The following is an 18,743-nucleotide window of genomic DNA, read 5'->3' as shown; positions in this document are numbered from 1 at the left end:
GACGTTGAGTTGAGGCCGAAATAATCATTCAACCCTCAAAACTCAACATTCAAAATTTCTTAAGCTTGCTCCGGCTGGTTGCCCACCAGCGGCTGCAACAGGCTTTGGGCGGGGTCGATGAGGGGCTTGCGGCCATCGCGGCCGGTACCGCCGGCGCTCACCAGCGTGCCCATGGCCTCGCCGTTCAGCAGACGCTCCAGGTTGCCCGGGGTGTTCATGTCGAACACGATGATGGGCAGGTTATTTTCCTTGCAAAGTGTGAAGGCCGTCATGTCCATCACGTTCAGATTCTTGCTCAGCACCTCGTCAAAAGTGATTTCGGGGTAGCGCGTGGCCGTGGGGTCCTTCTCCGGGTCGGCCGTATAAATGCCGTCCACCCGTGTGCCTTTCAGTACCACGTCGGCCTCAATCTCAATGGCCCGCAGCGAGGCCGCCGAGTCCGTAGTGAAATAAGGCGAGCCGATACCAGCCCCGAAAATCACCACGCGGCCCTTTTCCAGGTGCCGCACCGCGCGCCGCCGGATATACGGCTCACACACCCGCTGAATGGTGAGGCCGGAGAGCAGGCGCGTGCTCACTTCCAGCTTCTCCAGGGCGCTTTGCAGGGCCATGGAGTTGATGACCGTGGCCAGCATGCCCATGTAGTCGCCCTGCACGCGGTCGAGGCCGAAGGCTTCGGCCTGCACGCCCCGGTAAATGTTGCCACCGCCAATCACGACGGCCACCTGCACGCCCGTCGCGGCCACGCTTTTAATTTCGGAGGCGTACTGCATCAGCCGTTCGGCGTCGATGCCGTACTGCTGCTGGCCCATCAGCGCTTCGCCGCTGAGCTTGAGGAGAATGCGATTGTATTTCAATTTCGTGGTTTTCAGGCAAGCCTTCTATTTAAGGCCGCGAATTAAATCGATAATTTGAGTCAAGCCAGCTGTTGTTTCCTGCTGAAATTTTTCCGTGTCCCGGCGTAGCTCCAACACGTTGCGACTTACGTCTTCCAACTTTCCTTCCACGCGTTCGATGCGGTTTTCGACGCGCACTATTTTAGTTAGGACTTACGCAGTTGAAACACTAACCAACTGAAAAACAGCAATATAACAAATATACGTCTTGAATGCAAGTCGTTGATTTTCAGGTTACATAGCTTTTGAAGTGCGTAAGTCCTATTAGTATTCAGCTCGCTCTGTCCTTCTCGCATACGAGCGAGTTCTTCAACCGTACGGTCTTGCTTGCGTAGCATTTCGACCATTACATTTTCCAGCTGCTTGAATCTTTCGTCGATATTCATGAGGGATGAAATAAAATGAAAGACTAAGAACTACGAAAACTGCACCAGCACCTGGCCTTTCTGCACGTTGTCGCGCAGGTTCACTTTCAGGTTGCTCACCGTGCCGTCGGCGGGCGCTTTCAGAATGTTTTCCATTTTCATGGCCTCCAGCACCAGCAGCGGGTCGCCCTTCTGCACGGTCTGGCCGGGCGTCACCCGAATGTCTACGATGAGGCCGGGCATGGGGGCTTTCAGCTCGTTTACTTTGGCTACGGCGGCATTGCTCATGCCCAGGCGCTCAAGCAGCAGGTCGAACCGGTCTTTGGCTTGCATCACCACGCGCTGGCCGTTCAGCTTCAGCACAATGTTTTTGGTGGCGTAGTCAATTTCGACAACTTCTGCATTGTAAGAGCGACCTTCGTAAAGCACATGAAATCGTCCTTCGCCCAAATCCGCTACATCCCAGGCCAACGGCTGGCTATTGAGCGTGATAGCGTCGGTGGCGCGATAGTCTACTTCCCAGACTTGGTCGGGGGCGGTGCTGATTTGGAACATCGAAAGCGGATGGGGTGGGGGGAAAGCGATGTTAAAGGTAGCCCAAATCTCAAATTAATTCAGAAATTGAGGCGTTTTTCGCCTGTTGCTGCTGGCATGAAGTATCTGGTTCCGGGCCTTACCAGCCTGTTGTTGTTCGCACAATTTATGGCGGTTGCCCAAAGGGGCACGTCTGGCTCGGGCAAGTTGCCCATTAAAGCCCCCATTCACAAAAAAATCGCGCCCGAACCGCCGCCCGCTACCACGTCGGCCGGTCTTGTCGTACCGTCCTGGCTGCCTTCAGAAGCATCCATCCAGCCCGCCGCCACCATCCTCACCGATGTCGTGGACACGAAGCTTGATGTTCGTTTCGATTACAAAAAGCAATACTTGCTGGGCACGGCCATTCTCACGTTGCGCTCGCATTTCTATCCGCAGGGAGAAGTGGTGCTCGATGCCAAGGGTTTCGATGTGCAGAAAGTAGAGTTAGTTGGTGAAAAGAAGAATAAAAGCCTCACCTATAACTACAACCGTCGCAAGCTCGTCATCGCGCTCGACCACCCGTACCCGCGCAACACGCCCTATCAGGTGCGCATCGTGTACCTGGCAAAGCCCAACGAGCTGCCGCAGGGCGGTTCCGCCGCCATCACCAACGACAAGGGCCTGTACTTCATCAACCCGCTGGGCCTGGAGAAGAATAAGCCCCGCCAAATCTGGACCCAGGGCGAGACGGAGTCCAGTTCCTGCTGGTTTCCCACCATCGATAAGCCCAACCAGCGGATGACCCAGGAAATTAGCATGACCGTGGAAAAGCAGTTCAAAACGCTTTCCAACGGCCTGCTCACGGCCTCTCACGCCAACCCCGACGGCACCCGCACCGATACCTGGAAGCTGAGCGCGCCCCACGCGCCCTACCTGGCCACAATGGTGGTGGGCGACTTTGCCGTCGTAAGCGACTCCTGGCACGGCAAGCCCGTCGACTATTACGTGGAGCCCAAATACGCCGGCACCGCCCGCGCCGTCTTCGGCCACACGCCCGAGATGCTGGACTTTTTCTCCAAAAAGCTGGGTGTGGAGTACCCATGGGAAAAATACGCCCAGGTGGCCGTGCGCGACTACGTAAGTGGGGCCATGGAGAATACCACAGCTTCCACCTTCGGCAGCTTCGTACAGGCCTCCAGGCGCGAATTGCTCGATGCCAATTTCCAGACCAACGAGTTTGTGATAGCCCACGAGCTGTTCCACCAGTGGTTCGGCGATTATGTGACCTGCGAAAGCTGGGCCAACCTCCCCCTCAACGAGTCCTTCGCCGACTATTCCGAATACCTCTGGGCCGAGCACAAGTATGGGGCTGACGAAGCCGGCCTCGTGCAGGAAATCAAAATCAATAACTACCTCGAAGAGGCCCAGAGCAAGCGCGAGCCCCTCATCCGCTACCGCTACAACAACCGCGAAGACATGCTTGACCGGCATTCTTACGATAAAGGCGGCCGCGTGCTCCACATGCTGCGCAAATACGTGGGCGACGAGGCATTCTTCGCTTCCCTTAACCGCTACCTGACCCAGAACAAACTCTCAGCCGCCGAAATCTCCAAGCTGCGCACCGCTTTCGAAGAAACTACCGGCGAGGACCTGATGTGGTTCTTCAACCAGTGGTTCCTCAGACGCGGCCACCCCGAGCTCCGCATCACCCACAGCTACGCCAACGGCCAGGTAGCCCTGCGCGTGCAGCAAACGCAGGATACCCTGTTCCAGCCCGTCTACCGCCTGCCCGTCACCGTCGCCGTCTGGACCGGTAGCAACCAGCCCACCGAACACCACATCACCGTCACCAAAGCCGACCAGACCTTCCAGCTACCTGCCGGTCAGAAGCCGGTTTTCGTTAAGTTCGATAGCGAAAGCCAGCTTCTGGCCCAGTTCGACGAAGAACGTACCACCGATGAGTTGGTCTTTCAGTTCTACCACGCCCAGAGCTACCAGCAGAAGTCGGAAGTGTTAGAGCTGCTCCAGAATAAAACCGACCAGATGGCCGTGAGCAGCCTGCTACGCAACGCCCTCAACGATAAATTCTGGAACGTGCGCCGCCTCGCTCTCGACCACCTCCGCCGCTACCGCGGCCCCGAGCCCGCCGGGATGCGCAAAGACATCCAACGCCTCGCCGCCGACCCCGCTTCCCGCGTCCGGGCCCAGGCCATCACCACCCTGGCCACCTTCCCCGATGGTAATTATGGCGCTATTTATGAGAAAGCCGTCGGCGACAGCTCTGCCCTGGTAGCCGCCGCCGCGCTCGTGGTCCTCGCCAAAAGTCCCGAGCCTACCACGCAACAGCAGGTCGCCTCCATCGAAAACACCACGAGCAGCCCGCTCCTTGTCGCTATCGCCAGCTACTACGCCCTCAACGGCGGCCTCGATCAATACCCCTGGTTTCTGCGCCGCCTGCCCGATGTCACCGAAGCCGACCTCTACGCCTACTTCCAGTCTTTCGGCACTTTCATGGCCCACATTCCGCCCGTAGAGCGCGATAAAGGCGTCAAGATTCTCGAAGACTATGCCCGAAATTCCCCACGCTACGAAATCCGTTTAGGTGCCTACAAGAGCCTCGCGCTCCTGCTTCCATCCATGCCCAGCCTCAAAGCCACCCTCCAAAACATCCGCGAGAAGGAAACTGACGACCGACTGAAGGCATTTTATAACCTTATGTAAAAGCAACTTCCGTGAATAGCGCAAAAAAAGAACAACCTTTTTTTGCGCTACCCCTTGCCTTGTGTCAAAAAACCTCTAATTTTGCGACTCCTTACGAAACACTACTACTACGGTAGCAGCGAAACATAAGGGGTTACGCCACCCGGCAATCGGCCGGGCAGCACCAAAAATGGGGGTATCGCATAGTGGCAATTGCGGGTGACTGTAACTCACCTCCTTCGGGTTCATAGGTTCGAGTCCTGTTACCCCCACCATTTTGAGTTAAAAGTTAGGAGTTAAAAGTTAAGAGATTTTAACTCCTAACTTTATACTTTTAACTCTTAACTCCCTTCTGCGGGAGTAGCTCAGCTGGTAGAGCGGCAGCCTTCCAAGCTGCAGGTCGCGGGTTCGAACCTCGTCTCCCGCTCATTTTTCAGAATAAGCCGTTTTAGCTCAGTGGTAGAGCACTTCCTTGGTAAGGAAGAGGTCATGGGTTCAAATCCCATAAATGGCTCAGATTATTACACAAGTCCAGCAAATCGGAATTATTCCGGTTGCTGGCTCGGTTCTCTCAGGCAAGCGACGCACAGTTTTCTATTTCAGTAGGGGCTGAGTCTCGCTTTCTTCGTGTAGGTTCCGATTTTACCTTCAAATTCACTTCACCACCTCTTTTTTACTCTTTACAATGGCTAAAGAAAATTTCGACCGGTCCAAGCCGCACGTAAACATCGGTACCATCGGTCACGTCGACCACGGCAAGACCACTCTGACTGCTGCTATCACGCAGGTGCTGGCCGGCAAAGGCTTGGCCGAGAAGCGTGATTTCGGTTCGATTGACAACGCCCCCGAAGAGAAAGAGCGTGGTATCACCATCAACACCTCGCACGTAGAGTACTCGACGGTTCTCCGTCACTACGCTCACGTTGACTGCCCCGGTCACGCCGACTATGTGAAGAACATGGTAACCGGTGCTGCCCAGATGGACGGTGCTATCCTCGTGGTAGCTGCCACCGACGGCCCAATGCCCCAGACCCGTGAGCACATCCTGCTCGCCCGTCAGGTAGGTGTTCCCCAGCTGGTGGTGTTCATGAACAAAGTAGACATGGTGGATGACCCCGAGCTCCTCGAGCTGGTGGAAATGGAAATCCGTGAGTTGCTCTCGTTCTACGACTTCGACGGCGACAACATTCCGGTTATCCAGGGTTCGGCCCTCGGCGGCCTGAACGGCGATGCCAACTGGGTTCCCAAAATCGAAGAGCTGATGGACGCGGTTGACTCGTTCATTCCGATTCCTGCTCGTCTGACTGACCTGCCCTTTCTGATGCCTGTTGAGGACGTATTCTCGATTACCGGCCGTGGCACTGTTGCCACCGGTCGTATCGAGCGCGGTATCATCAACTCGGGTGAGCAAGTTGACATTCTGGGTATGGGCGCTGTTGCCGGCCTGAAGTCGACTGTTACGGGTGTGGAAATGTTCCGCAAAATCCTCGACCGTGGCGAAGCTGGTGACAACGTAGGTCTGCTGCTCCGTGGTATTGAAAAAGAAGCCATCCGTCGCGGCATGGTTATCTGCAAGCCCGGTTCGGTAACTCCTCACCAGAAGTTCAAGGCTGAAGTTTACGTTCTCTCGAAAGAGGAAGGTGGCCGTCACACGCCGTTCTTCAATAACTACCGTCCGCAGTTCTACCTGCGTACCACCGATGTTACCGGCATCATCACCCTCCCCGAGGGCGTTGAAATGGTAATGCCCGGCGACAACATCACCATCACCGTTGAGCTCATCAACAAGGTGGCGATGGAGAAAGGCCTCCGTTTCGCTATCCGTGAGGGTGGCCGCACGGTAGGTGCCGGTCAGGTAACCGAAGTTCTCGACTAAGCTCCGGCTTAATCAGTAATAAAAGCCGCTCTCGACTTCTTCGGGGGCGGCTTTTTTACGCTGAAACAGAAGCAAATATTTGTTTTCTCTTCTGTTTCTCTTACCTTTGCACTCCCTTTAGCGAAATGCGCTTTGCGGGAATGCCAATAAACGAGTGTGGTGCAGCGGTAGCATACGGGTCTCCAAAACCTTTGACGGGAGTTCGAATCTCTCCACTCGTGCAATCTGGGTCAGTTGGCCCGCTCCATGTCGTCATCAGCGGCAACGCTGTTATTTCTTCAACCAATGGACAAACTGAGCAATTATTTTCGCACCACCATCGAGGAGATGCGTTACAATGTAACGTGGCCCACGACGACGGAACTGCAGAAAAGCGCCGGCCTCGTGCTGATTGGTTCGCTGGTTTTTGCCATTGTGGTAGGCGTCATGGATATCAGCTTTGAGTCGGTACTTAAAGCGTTTTATAACTCGTTTCGCTAATCAACAGTCAAGATGGGCGAATTGAAATGGTACGTGGTCCGCTCTGTGAGCGGCCAGGAAAAGAAAGCCAAAAACTACCTCGAAACAGAGCTCGGCCGGCATAGCCTGACCGAGCTTGTGCCGCAGGTACTGATTCCGGTAGAGAAGGTGTTTGAGATGCGCAACGGCAAGAAGCGCGTCCGCGAGCGGAACCTCTACCCCGGCTACATCATCATCCACGCTGACCTCAGCCACGGTGAAGTTGACCACATCATCACCAGCACGCCCGGCGTGATTGGTTTCCTTGGCGACAAGGACAAGAAGGACGCTTCGAACAACAAGCCCGTCCCGCTGCACATCACCGAAGTGAACCGTATTCTCGGTATCGTGGATGAAGCCGAACAGCAGGTTGATGCCGCCCTCGACAAGCCTTACGTAGTGGGCGAACTCGTGAAAGTGGTAGATGGCCCCTTCAATGGCTTCTCCGGTAATGTGGATGAAGTATTTGAAGAGCGTAAGAAGCTGAACGTAGTTGTGAAAATCTTCGGCCGCTCGCAGCCAGTAGAGCTCAGCTATACTCAGGTAGAAAAAGAAATATAGAACGTCATGCCGAGCGAAGCCGAGGCATCGCGCTCGCATCGTCTGACGATTTAGTTAGTAACACACACGAGATGCTTCGGCTTCGCTCGGCATGACGTTCTAACTGATTCATATAAAAACACCACGCCGGCTAATTGCTCCGGGTCGGCGGGGCTTCCAAACAAGGAGTTTACTAAACTGAGGCAAGCGCGAGTTACGACGCAGGCGCCACAGCCAACACAATCAAATGGCCAAAGAAATCAGAGGTTATCTGCGTCTGCAGATAAAGGGAGGCTCAGCGAACCCATCGCCGCCGGTAGGACCTGCACTTGGTAGCAAAGGCTTGAATATCATGGAGTTTTGCAAGCAGTTCAATGCTCGCACCCAAGATAAAGCCGGCCAGATTTGTCCTGTACTTATCACCATGTACACCGATAAGTCGTTCGACTTCGTGGTGAAGACGGCACCGGCTCCGGTGTTGCTCATGGAAGCAGCTAAGATTCAGAGCGGTTCGAAAGAGCCGAACCGGAACAAGGTTGGCTCCGTGACGTGGGACCAAGTACGTACTATTGCCGAAACGAAAATGGTTGACTTGAACGCCTTTAAGGTGGAGTCGGCGATGAAGTCGGTGGCTGGTACGGCCCGCAGCATGGGTATCACCATCAGTGGCACTTCTCCTTTTGCTGAATAATTAAACGGAGAACCTACACATGGCACAAGTAAGCAAAAAGCGCAAGGAAGCCCTTGCCAAACACGACCTGACGCAAATGCGCAGCCTCGTGGAAGCCGCAATCGTGGTGAAGGATATTACCTACACCAAGTTCGATGCTTCAGTAGATATTGACGTTCGCCTCGGTGTGGACCCTCGCAAAGCGGACCAGATGGTTCGTGGCGTGGCTACCCTGCCCCACGGCACCGGCAAAACCGTTCGCGTTCTGGCCTTGGTTACTCCCGACAAGGAGGCCGAAGCCCTCGCCGCCGGCGCCGACTTCGTTGGTCTGGACGACTATATCGCTAAAATCGAGAAAGGCTGGACCGACATCGACGTAATCATCACCATGCCCGCCGTAATGGCTAAGGTAGGTCGCCTGGGCCGTGTGCTCGGCCCCCGTGGTCTGATGCCGAACCCGAAGTCGGGCACCGTTACGACCGACGTCGCTAAGGCGGTGCAGGAAGTGAAGGCTGGTAAAATCGACTTCAAAGTTGACAAAACCGGTATCATTCACTGCTCCGTGGGTAAAGTATCGTTCGACCCAAGCATGCTGGCCGAAAACGCCCTGGAGGTAATCCAGACGTTGGGTCGCCTGAAGCCGTCGTCTTCGAAAGGTACCTACATCAAGAGCATCACGCTCAGCAGCACGATGTCGCCCGCTGTTCCGGTGGACAGCCAAGTAAATTCCGCTAGCTAATTAACCCAACCAAACATGACTCGGGAAGAAAAACAAACCCTCGTGGATGAGTTGAGCGGAAAAATGCAATCGCACAACTCGTTCTACATTGTCGATGCTTCGGTAATGTCGGTGGCGAAAATCAACGACTTCCGTCGTATGGCGTTCACCCGCGGTCTGGAATACAAGGTGTACAAAAACACCTTTATCCGGAAAGCGCTGGATACCCTCGGCCACGATACGTCGGAGATGAACTCCGCACTGAAAGGCCAGTCGGGCGTACTATTCTCTACGGAGAGCGGCTCGGCTCCTGCCAAGATGCTGCGTGACTTCTACAAATCGCAGGCTTACGGCCGCAACGTAACGCCCAAGCCCGTGCTGAAAGGCGCTTATGTGGATGCTAGCATCTACATCGGCTCCGACCAGCTCGAAGGTCTTACGACCCTCAAAGGCAAGCAGGAACTGCTCGGTGAACTCATCGGTCTGCTCCAGTCGCCCGCTAAAAATGTTATCTCGGCTCTTCAGAGCGGTGGCAACAAACTGGCCGGCATCCTCAAAACCCTCAGCGAAAAAGAGGCCGCTTAATTAGCTGCTTTTTCGCCCCCCTAATCAAATTTTCAACAACACATTTTTTTTAACAATCTACAGAAATGGCAGATTTGAAAGCATTCGCTGAGCAGCTTGTAAACCTGACGGTGAAAGAAGTAAACGAATTGGCAACCATCCTGAAGGACGAGTACGGCATCGAGCCCGCTGCTGCTGCTCCCGTAATGATGGCCGGTGGTGGCGCTGCTGCCGCTGACGAGGCTCCCGAGGAGAAGACGTCGTTCGACGTTATCCTGAAGGCTGCCGGCGGCGCTAAACTCGCTGTTGTGAAGCTGGTGAAAGACCTGACCGGCCTTGGCCTGAAGGAAGCCAAAGAGCTGGTTGACGGTGCTCCTAAGGCCGTGAAAGAAGGCGTAACCAAGGACGAGGCTGAGTCGCTGAAGAAGCAGCTCGAGGAAGCCGGTGCTGAAGTAGAAGTTAAGTAGTTTCTGCTCCTGAAGCATCTCCGGACCCGCTTCGAATAAGGATAGACCTGGCAACTTAGCCAGGTCTTTTCCTGTTTGTAGCGTGTCAACCGCGCGAGCCACCCAGTTCGCGCTTTTGTTATGTCAGCTAACTATCTTGTTGCATAGATAGTTAGGGAGTGCGTTGTACCGCTGACAAGTCGCTATTGCGGCTTCCTTTTTTACGCTTCTGTGTCCATCTTATAATCCCCATCGCATTGGCTACACCGAAAGCAAAGACGGCCGCGCTCAAAAAGGCCGCCGACGCGCGAATCAATTTCGCCAAGATTAAGAAGGTTATCGAGTACCCGGACTTTTTGGACGTGCAGGTTCGCTCGTTCCAGGAATTCTTTCAGTTGGAAACTGCTGCTGAGCGTCGTTCTAACGAAGGATTGTTCAAAGTGTTTGCTGAGAACTTCCCAATTTCGGATTCGCGCGAAAACTTCGTACTGACCTTTATCGACTATCACGTTGACCCACCGAAATATTCGGTCGACGAATGCATTGACCGTGGTTTGACTTATTCAGTTCCGCTGAAAGCAAAGCTCCGTCTGGTTTGCAATGATAAGGACAACGAGGACTTCGAAACGATTGAGCAGGAGGTGTTCCTCGGGAACATCCCTTATATGACCGTAAAGGGTTCGTTCGTTATCAACGGTGCCGAGCGCGTTATCGTATCGCAGCTGCACCGCTCGCCGGGCGTATTCTTCGCCCAGAGCAAGCACACGAACGGTACCAAGCTGTATTCGGCCCGGATTATCCCGTTCAAAGGCTCGTGGATTGAATTTGCCACGGACGTGAACAACGTGATGTACGCGTATATCGACCGCAAGAAGAAATTCCCGGTGACGACGCTGCTGCGCGCCATCGGCTATGGCACCGACAAAGACATTCTCGACCTGTTCGGGCTGTCGGAGGAAGTGAAGTCCGACAAGAAAAATCTCAAGAAAGCCGTTGGTCGCAAGCTGGCTGCCCGGGTGCTCCGCACCTGGACGGAAGACTTCGTGGACGAAGACACCGGCGAAGTTGTATCGATTGACCGCAACGAAGTGTTGCTGGAGCGCGATGCCACGATTGAGGAAGCGGATATCGACGTGATTCTGGAGGCCGGCGCGAAGTCGGTTATTCTGCACCGCGAGAACGTGAACATTGCGGATTTCGCAATCATTTACAACACGTTGCAGAAGGACAACTCCAACTCGGAGAAGGAAGCTGTTGAGCAGATTTACCGTCAGCTCCGGAATACGGAGGCTCCTGACGAAGAAACTGCCCGTGATATCATCCAGAAGCTGTTTTTCTCGGACAAGCGCTACGACCTCGGAGAGGTAGGCCGCTACCGGATTAATAAGAAGCTCCAGATTGGCATGGACCAGGAGTCACGGGTGCTGACCAATCAGGACATTGTCTTGATTGTGAAATATCTGATTGGCTTGAGTAACTCGAAGGCCATTGTCGATGACATTGACCACTTGAGCAACCGTCGCGTGCGTACCGTGGGCGAGCAGCTCTACGCTCAGTTCGGCGTGGGTCTGGCCCGCATGGCACGTACCATTAAGGAGCGCATGAACGTGCGCGACAACGAGGACTTCAAGCCGGTTGACCTGATTAATGCCCGGACGCTGTCCAGCGTTATCAACTCGTTCTTCGGTACGAACCAGCTGTCGCAGTTCATGGACCAGACGAACCCGCTGGCCGAGGTGACGCACAAGCGTCGCGTATCGGCACTCGGGCCGGGAGGTCTGTCGCGCGAGCGCGCTGGCTTCGAAGTACGTGACGTACACTACACGCACTACGGTCGTCTTTGCACCATCGAAACGCCGGAAGGACCTAACATTGGTCTGATTTCGTCGCTGTGCGTGCACGCCCGCGTGAACGCAATGGGCTTTATCGAAACCCCTTACCGCGACGTGAAAGGCGGCAAGGTGGACATGAGCCCTAATGTGAAATTCCTGACTGCTGAGGAAGAGGATACCCACCACATCGCACAGGCCAACTCCCTGCTGGATGAGGGCGGTAACCTGACCCAGGAGCTGGTGAAAGGCCGTTTTGAAGGTGACTTCCCGGTAGTTAATCCCTCGGAGTACTCCTACATGGACGTGGCCCCGAACCAGATTGTATCGGTAGCTGCTTCGCTGATTCCGTTCCTGGAGCACGATGACGCCAACCGTGCGCTCATGGGCTCGAACATGCAGCGCCAGGCGGTGCCGTTGCTCCGCCCCGAAGCTCCGATTGTGGGCACGGGTCTGGAAGCACGTATCGCAAGCGACTCGCGTACGCTGATTATGTCGGAAGGCGAGGGCGTGATTGACTACGTGGACGCCAACAAAATCGTGGTGAAGTACGACCTCACGGAGGACGACATCATGGTGAGCTTCGATGCTGAGCGTATTACTTACGACCTCATCAAGTTCCGTCGCACCAACCAGGATACCTGCCTCAACCTGACGCCACTCGTGAAGCGCGGCGAGCGGGTGACCAAGGGCCAGGCCCTCTGCGAAGGCTACGGTACCAACAAGGGCGAACTCGCCCTGGGCCGTAATATGCAGGTGGCATTTATGCCATGGCAGGGCTACAACTTCGAGGATGCCATCGTCATCTCGGAGCGTGTGGTTCGCGACGACATCTTCACCTCGATTCACATTGAGGAGTTTGAGCTGGAAGTGCGCGAGACCAAGCGTGGCGAAGAAGAGCTGACCTCGGAGATTCCGAACGTGAGCGAAGAAGCTGTGCGTAACCTCGACGATAACGGCATCATCCGCCTCGGCGCGGAGGTGAAGGAAGGCGACATCCTGATTGGTAAAATCACGCCGAAAGGCGAGACAGACCCCACGCCGGAAGAGAAGCTGCTCCGCGCCATCTTCGGCGATAAGGCCGGCGATGTGAAGGATGCTTCGCTCAAAGCGCCGCCCTCCCTGCAGGGTGTGGTTATCGGTACCAAACTCTTTTCGCGTCCTAAGAAAGACAAAAACCTCCGGGCCAAGTCGAAGAAGGAAGTGGAAGACCTGAAAGGTACTTACGCGCAGGAACTGCGTGGCGTGAAAGCCATCATGATTGATAAGCTGGTGCAATTGCTGGAAGGCAAGACGAGCCAGGGCATCAAGCACCGCTTCGGCGAGGAGATGATTTCCAAGGGCGTGAAGTTCAACCGCAAGAACATCAACGAGGGGATGTTCCCCGAGAAGAACCCGTACAAGGACGAAAGCAACTACGCCGTTCCGGAAGAAGTGAACCTGTTTAAGGACCTGATTCTGGAAGGCTGGACGGCTGATGCCCGCGTAAACGGCCTCGTGCTGGAGCTGGTGCGTAACTACGCCAAGCGCCGCAACACCATTACCGCGAAGTTCAAGCGTCAGCGCTTTACCCTGGAAGTGGGCGATGAGCTGCCCGCTGGCATCGTGCAGTTGGCTAAGGTTTACATCGCCAAGAAGCGCAAGCTGAAGGTGGGTGACAAGATGGCCGGCCGCCACGGTAACAAGGGTGTGGTAGCCCGCATCGTGCGCGATGAGGACATGCCCTTCCTGCCCGACGGTACGCCGATGGACATCGTGCTTAACCCGCTTGGTGTACCAAGCCGGATGAACATCGGTCAGATTTACGAGACCGTACTGGGCTGGGCTGGTCTGAAAATGGGTCGCACCTATGCTACCCCGATTTTCGACGGCGCAACCGAGGATGAAGTTGCACACGAGCTGACCGAAGCCGGCCTGCCGGACTGGGGTCGTGCGTACCTGTACGACGGCTTGAGCGGCGACCGTTTCGACCAGCCGGTAACCGTGGGCGTGATTTACATGCTCAAACTCGGTCACCTGGTTGACGACAAGATGCACGCTCGTTCCATCGGGCCGTACTCGCTCATCACGCAGCAGCCGCTGGGTGGTAAGGCGCAGTTCGGTGGCCAGCGCTTCGGCGAAATGGAAGTGTGGGCACTGGAGGCCTTCGGTGCTTCCAACGTGCTGCAGGAAATCCTCACCATTAAATCGGACGACGTGGTGGGCCGCGCCAAAGCGTATGAAGCCATTGTAAAAGGCGACATTCTGCCCAAGCCGAATATCCCCGAGTCGTTCAACGTGCTGCTCCACGAATTGCGTGGTCTGGCACTGGAAATCACGATGGAATAGTGAATTGCTGCCGGTTGCGGCTGAGGCGTAAGCTTTGGCCGCAACTCGTAGTTTGCCTGCCGGCAGGCAGCAGAAGGCTCTGATTGAGTGCCTCTGGTAACAAAAGATGAGAAAACGCTTCGGTGAAAGAGGAGCGGGGGCTGTTCCGAGATATGGTCAGTGCAGCATTCAACCCCCAGTGAATTTTAATCGAAGGCCTTCCCATCAGTCAGTACTGCCCAACGGTCTTAATAATTCGACCTTTTAAAAGTGCCTTTGCCCAACATACCTATCTGTTCCGCAAAGGCACTTTTTGAAGTGTCAACCTGTTCTGATTCTCTTGCGCCCTTCTGGCGAACGGCGAAGAATCAGGCAGCTCAAAGCCAACAGCTACTAGCTTAACCCCAATCAAATGGCTTTCGCAAAAAACAAGAAAGTAGTTCAGGACTTCTCCAAAGTCACGATTTCGCTGGCCTCGCCCGAAGCAATTCTGGAGCGTAGCACCGGCGAAGTGGTGAAGCCTGAAACCATCAACTACCGCACGTACAAGCCCGAGATGGGTGGTCTGTTCTGCGAGCGCATTTTCGGTCCCGTGAAGGACTGGGAGTGCCACTGCGGCAAGTACAAGCGGATTCGTTACAAGGGCATTATCTGCGACCGTTGCGGCGTGGAGGTGACCGAGAAGAAAGTGCGTCGTGAGCGCATGGGCCACATCGAGCTGGTGGTGCCCGTTGCCCACATCTGGTACTTCAAGTCGCTGCCTAACAAAATTGGCTACCTGCTGGGCCTGCCCACCAAGAAGCTCGACCAGATTATCTATTACGAGCGGTACGTAGTCGTACAGCCCGGCTCGCTGGCGGAAGAAGGCGTACAGATTCTCGACTTCCTCACCGAAGACGAGTACCTGGACATCATCGATAAGCTCCCCCGCGAGAACCAGATGCTGCCCAATGAGGACCCCAACAAGTTCATCGCCCGCATGGGTGCTGATGCTCTGCACATGCTGCTGGAGCGCATCAACCTGGACGAGCTGAGCTACTCGCTGCGTGACTCGGCTGCCCACGAAACTTCGCAGCAGCGTAAGGCTGAGGCGTTGAAGCGTCTGCGCGTAGTAGAGGCGTTCCGTGATGCCGCTACCCGCGTGGAAAACCGCCCCGAGTGGATGGTTATCCGCATGGTGCCCGTTATTCCCCCGGAACTGCGTCCCCTCGTTCCGCTCGACGGTGGCCGTTTCGCCACTTCCGACTTGAACGACCTGTACCGTCGCGTTATCATCCGTAACAACCGCCTCAAGCGCCTGATTGAAATTAAGGCTCCTGAAGTGATTCTGCGGAACGAGAAGCGCATGCTGCAGGAAGCCGTTGACTCCCTGTTCGACAACTCGCGCAAGGTGAACGCCGTGCGCGCCGAAGGCAACCGCGCTCTGAAGTCGCTGTCCGACATGCTGAAAGGCAAGCAGGGCCGTTTCCGTCAGAACCTGCTCGGTAAGCGTGTCGACTATTCGGGTCGTTCGGTAATTGTGGTTGGTCCTGAGCTGAAGCTGCACGAGTGCGGCCTGCCCAAGAACATGGCGGCCGAGCTGTTCAAGCCGTTCATCATCCGCAAGCTCATCGAGCGCGGCATTGTGAAGACGGTAAAGTCGGCTAAGAAAATTGTGGACCGCAAGGACGCTGTGGTATGGGACATCCTGGAGAATGTGCTGAAAGGCCACCCAGTGCTGCTCAACCGGGCTCCTACGCTTCACCGTCTGGGTATCCAGGCATTCCAGCCGCGCCTCATCGAGGGCAAGGCTATCCAGCTGCACCCCCTCGTTTGTACGGCCTTCAACGCTGACTTTGACGGTGACCAGATGGCTGTGCACGTGCCCCTCGGCCCGGCCGCTATCCTGGAAGCCTCCATGCTCATGCTGGCTTCGCACAACATCCTGAACCCCGCCAACGGCGCGCCCATCGCGGTGCCGTCGCAGGACATGGTTCTGGGTCTGTACTACGTTACCAAAGGCAAGCGCAGCACCGAAAACGAGAAGATTGTCGGTGAAGACCGGGTATTCTATTCGGACGAAGAAGTTGTTATCGCCATCAACGAAGGCCAGCTTTCGAAGCACGCTTTCATCAAGGTACGGACGCAGATTCGGGACGAAAACGACGACTTGGTAACCAAAATCGTCGATACCGTAGCCGGCCGCGTGCTGTTCAACCAGCTCGTGCCGGAAGAAGTAGGTTTCGTGGATGAGCTGCTGACCAAGAAGAAGCTCCAGCAAATCATCTCGACGGTGTTCAAGCGCACGGGCATGGCTCGTACGGCGCAGTTCCTAGACGAAATCAAGACTCTTGGCTTCCAGTCGGCCTATAAAGGCGGCCTGAGCATGGGCCTCGGTGATATCAAAATCCCGATGGAGAAGGACGTGCTGGTAAAGCAGGCGCAGAACGACGTGAAGGCCGTAACCCAGAACTACCAGATGGGTCTGATTACGGACAACGAGCGTTACAACCAGGTTATTGACATCTGGACGCGCATCAACAACCAGATTACGGAGACGCTGATGGGCCGCCTGGAAAAGGAGGACCAGGGCTTCAACTCCATCTACATGATGATGCACTCGGGAGCCCGTGGCTCGCGCGAGCAGATTCGTCAGCTGGGCGGTATGCGTGGCCTGATGGCCAAGCCGCAGAAGTCGCTGCAAGGTTCGATTGGCGAGATTATCGAAAACCCGATTCTGTCGAACTTCAAAGAAGGCCTTGACGTAATCGAGTACTTTATCTCGACGCATGGTGCCCGTAAAGGTCTGGCTGACACGGCTCTGAAGACGGCTGACGCCGGCTACCTAACCCGTCGTCTGGTAGACGTTTCGCAGGATGTAATCGTGAACGAGCCGGATTGCGGCACGCTGCGCGGTATCGAAACCTTTGCGTTGAAAGACAACGAAGACATCGTGGAGCCGCTGGCCGAGCGTATCCTGGGCCGTGTAACGGTGCACGATATCATTGACCCGTTGACCGGCGAAGTACTCCTGACTTCGGGTTCCGAAATCAAGGAAGACACGACCCGTCGTATTGATGCCACTAGCATTGAATCGGTGGAAATCCGCTCGGTGCTGACTTGCGAAAGCAAGCGCGGTATCTGCGCCAAGTGCTACGGCCGCAACCTGGCTTCGGGCCGCATGGTGCAGCGTGGCGAGGCAGTAGGTGTTATCGCCGCTCAGTCGATTGGTGAGCCTGGTACGCAGCTCACCCTGCGTACCTTCCACGTAGGTGGTACGGCTTCTAACATCGCCGTGGAGTCGAACATCAAAGCCAAATTCGCTGGTGTGGTGGAGTTCGAGGACGTTCGTACCGTAGCAACCATGACGCCGGAAGGCGTGAAAGGTGCCGTGGTAATGGGCCGCTCGGGTGAAGTTCGCATCGTGGAGAAAGGCACGGGCCGCGTCTTCACTTCCAACCACGTTCCCTACGGCTCTTTCATGCTCGTAACGGAAGGCCAGGAAGTGGAGAAAGGCACCGAGCTGAACAACTGGGACCCCTACAACGCCGTTATTTTGGCCGAGTTTGATGGTACCGTGCAGTTCGATGCCATCACGGAAGGCGTGACCTACCGTGAGGAATCGGACGAACAGACCGGTCACCGCGAGAAGGTAATCATGGAGTCGAAGGCGAAGGACCAGAACCCGTCCATCATCATCCGCCCCGGCAAAAAGGGCGATGCCGAAGGTCAGAAGGGCTACAGCATTCCGGTGGGCTCGCACTTGAACGTCGAGAACAACGAGAAAATCACGGCTGGTCACATCCTCGCCAAGATTCCTCGCTCGGTGGGCAAGACCCGCGACATCACCGGTGGTCTGCCGCGGGTAACGGAGCTTTTCGAAGCCCGGAACCCGTCGAACCCCGCCGTGGTATCGGAAATCGACGGCGTGGTAACCTACGGCACCGTGAAACGCGGCAACCGTGAAATCTACGTTGAGTCGAAAGACGGTGTCAAGAAGAAATACATGGTGCCGCTGTCGAAGCACATTCTGGTGCAGGACAACGACTTCATCCGCGCCGGCATGCCGCTGTCGGATGGTGCCATCACGCCTTCTGACATCCTGAGCATTCAGGGCCCCGGTGCCGTGCAGGAGTACCTCGTGAACGAGATTCAGGAAGTGTACCGCTTGCAGGGTGTGAAAATCAACGACAAGCACATCGAGGTGGTAGTCCGCCAGATGATGCAGAAAGTTGTGATTCTGGATGCCGGTGACACGTCGTTCCTCGAAAATCAGGTGATTGATAAAATCATCTTCATGGCCGAGAACGATATGATTATCGACATGAAAGTGGTGACCGAAGCCGGTGATTCGAGCAACATGAAGCCCGGTCAGATTGTGACAGCCCGTCGCCTCCGCGACGAGAACAGCAGCCTGAAACGCCGCGACCTCACCCTCGTGCAAGTGCGCGACGCGCAGCCTTCGGTTTCGCGCCCCACGCTGCAAGGCATCACGCAGGCGTCGCTTGGTACTGCTTCGTTCATCTCGGCCGCATCCTTCCAGGAGACGACCAAGGTGTTGAGCGAAGCCGCCATCCGCGGCAAGGCCGACCAGCTGCTGGGCCTGAAGGAGAACGTAATCGTCGGTCACCTCATTCCGGCCGGTACCGGTCTGCGCGAATACACGCGTCAGATTGTCGGCTCGAAAGAAGAGATGGAAGCTGCCCAAGCCGCGCAAGCAGCCGAAGCTGCCGTTCCCGCCAAGCGCCCCAGCCGTGCTGGCAAGCGCGAAGTGTCGGCTGAGTAATCCGCCGTAGGTTTGTAATGGAAAAGCCGACTGGGGTATCCCGGTCGGCTTTT

The 18,743-nt window shown here is 55.7% G+C and carries 13 protein-coding genes and 4 tRNA genes; 14 read left to right on the top strand and 3 right to left on the bottom strand.

The features are described from left to right. Positions 1-59 precede the first annotated feature (59 nt). The 3 genes from pyrH to KQ659_RS17570 all read right to left on the bottom strand — a co-directional run bounded on the left by pyrH (position 60) and on the right by KQ659_RS17570 (position 1,816). A complete protein-coding gene (gene pyrH / locus KQ659_RS17580; RefSeq protein WP_216679892.1) occupies positions 60-857 on the bottom strand; it encodes a UMP kinase in 798 nt (265 codons plus the stop codon). 185 nt (positions 858-1,042) lie between these two features. Continuing rightward, positions 1,043-1,282: a hypothetical protein gene (locus KQ659_RS17575; protein ID WP_216688124.1), complete on the bottom strand. Its 240-nt coding sequence runs from the start codon at positions 1,280-1,282 to the stop codon at positions 1,043-1,045. Positions 1,283-1,312: 30 nt separating this feature from the next. Continuing rightward, positions 1,313-1,816: a biotin/lipoyl-containing protein gene (locus KQ659_RS17570; protein ID WP_216679894.1), complete on the bottom strand. Its 504-nt coding sequence runs from the start codon at positions 1,814-1,816 to the stop codon at positions 1,313-1,315. A 147-nt stretch (positions 1,817-1,963) separates the two neighbouring features. On the opposite strand from KQ659_RS17570, the gene KQ659_RS17565 reads away from it, so the two are divergent. The 14 genes from KQ659_RS17565 to rpoC all read left to right on the top strand — a co-directional run bounded on the left by KQ659_RS17565 (position 1,964) and on the right by rpoC (position 18,690). Continuing rightward, positions 1,964-4,498: a M1 family aminopeptidase gene (locus tag KQ659_RS17565; RefSeq protein WP_226930027.1), complete on the top strand. Its 2,535-nt coding sequence runs from the start codon at positions 1,964-1,966 to the stop codon at positions 4,496-4,498. A gap of 171 nt (positions 4,499-4,669) precedes the next feature. Next, a tRNA-Tyr gene (locus KQ659_RS17560) sits at positions 4,670-4,752 on the top strand. Between the two features lie 79 nt (positions 4,753-4,831). Then, positions 4,832-4,904: transfer RNA gene (locus tag KQ659_RS17555), tRNA-Gly, on the top strand. A 15-nt stretch (positions 4,905-4,919) separates the two neighbouring features. Beyond that, positions 4,920-4,991: transfer RNA gene (locus KQ659_RS17550), tRNA-Thr, on the top strand. Between the two features lie 171 nt (positions 4,992-5,162). Beyond that, entirely contained in the window at positions 5,163-6,353 is a 1,191-nt protein-coding gene (tuf, locus tag KQ659_RS17545) for an elongation factor Tu (protein WP_216679896.1), read from the top strand. Between the two features lie 150 nt (positions 6,354-6,503). Then, positions 6,504-6,574, top strand: a tRNA-Trp gene (locus KQ659_RS17540). A 64-nt stretch (positions 6,575-6,638) separates the two neighbouring features. Beyond that, the gene (secE, locus tag KQ659_RS17535; protein WP_168672196.1) at positions 6,639-6,833 is read left to right on the top strand and encodes a preprotein translocase subunit SecE; all 195 of its coding nucleotides are present in this window, start codon (positions 6,639-6,641) and stop codon (positions 6,831-6,833) included. A gap of 12 nt (positions 6,834-6,845) precedes the next feature. Then, entirely contained in the window at positions 6,846-7,412 is a 567-nt protein-coding gene (nusG, locus tag KQ659_RS17530; RefSeq protein ID WP_216679897.1) for a transcription termination/antitermination protein NusG, read from the top strand. 226 nt (positions 7,413-7,638) lie between these two features. Continuing rightward, positions 7,639-8,082, top strand: a complete 444-nt coding sequence (rplK, locus tag KQ659_RS17525) for a 50S ribosomal protein L11 (RefSeq protein WP_216679898.1) — start codon at positions 7,639-7,641, stop codon at positions 8,080-8,082. Between the two features lie 19 nt (positions 8,083-8,101). Then, complete coding sequence (rplA, locus tag KQ659_RS17520) at positions 8,102-8,800, top strand: 50S ribosomal protein L1 (protein WP_168672193.1); 699 nt, start codon at positions 8,102-8,104, stop codon at positions 8,798-8,800. 15 nt (positions 8,801-8,815) lie between these two features. Next, positions 8,816-9,364 (top strand): 50S ribosomal protein L10, encoded by a 549-nt coding sequence (gene rplJ / locus KQ659_RS17515; RefSeq protein ID WP_216679899.1) that lies wholly within the window; start codon positions 8,816-8,818, stop codon positions 9,362-9,364. A 65-nt stretch (positions 9,365-9,429) separates the two neighbouring features. Beyond that, a complete protein-coding gene (gene rplL / locus KQ659_RS17510; RefSeq protein WP_216679900.1) occupies positions 9,430-9,810 on the top strand; it encodes a 50S ribosomal protein L7/L12 in 381 nt (126 codons plus the stop codon). Between the two features lie 290 nt (positions 9,811-10,100). Continuing rightward, a complete protein-coding gene (rpoB, locus tag KQ659_RS17505) occupies positions 10,101-13,946 on the top strand; it encodes a DNA-directed RNA polymerase subunit beta (RefSeq protein WP_394369642.1) in 3,846 nt (1,281 codons plus the stop codon). Positions 13,947-14,337: 391 nt separating this feature from the next. Beyond that, positions 14,338-18,690 (top strand): DNA-directed RNA polymerase subunit beta', encoded by a 4,353-nt coding sequence (gene rpoC / locus KQ659_RS17500; RefSeq protein WP_216679902.1) that lies wholly within the window; start codon positions 14,338-14,340, stop codon positions 18,688-18,690. Positions 18,691-18,743: the final 53 nt, after the last annotated feature.

Origin of the sequence: Hymenobacter siberiensis (genome assembly GCF_018967865.2) — a bacterium.
Lineage (GTDB): Bacteria > Bacteroidota > Bacteroidia > Cytophagales > Hymenobacteraceae > Hymenobacter > Hymenobacter siberiensis.
Note: the sequence above shows the minus strand (reverse complement) of the source record. Positions and strands in the feature narration are given on the sequence as shown.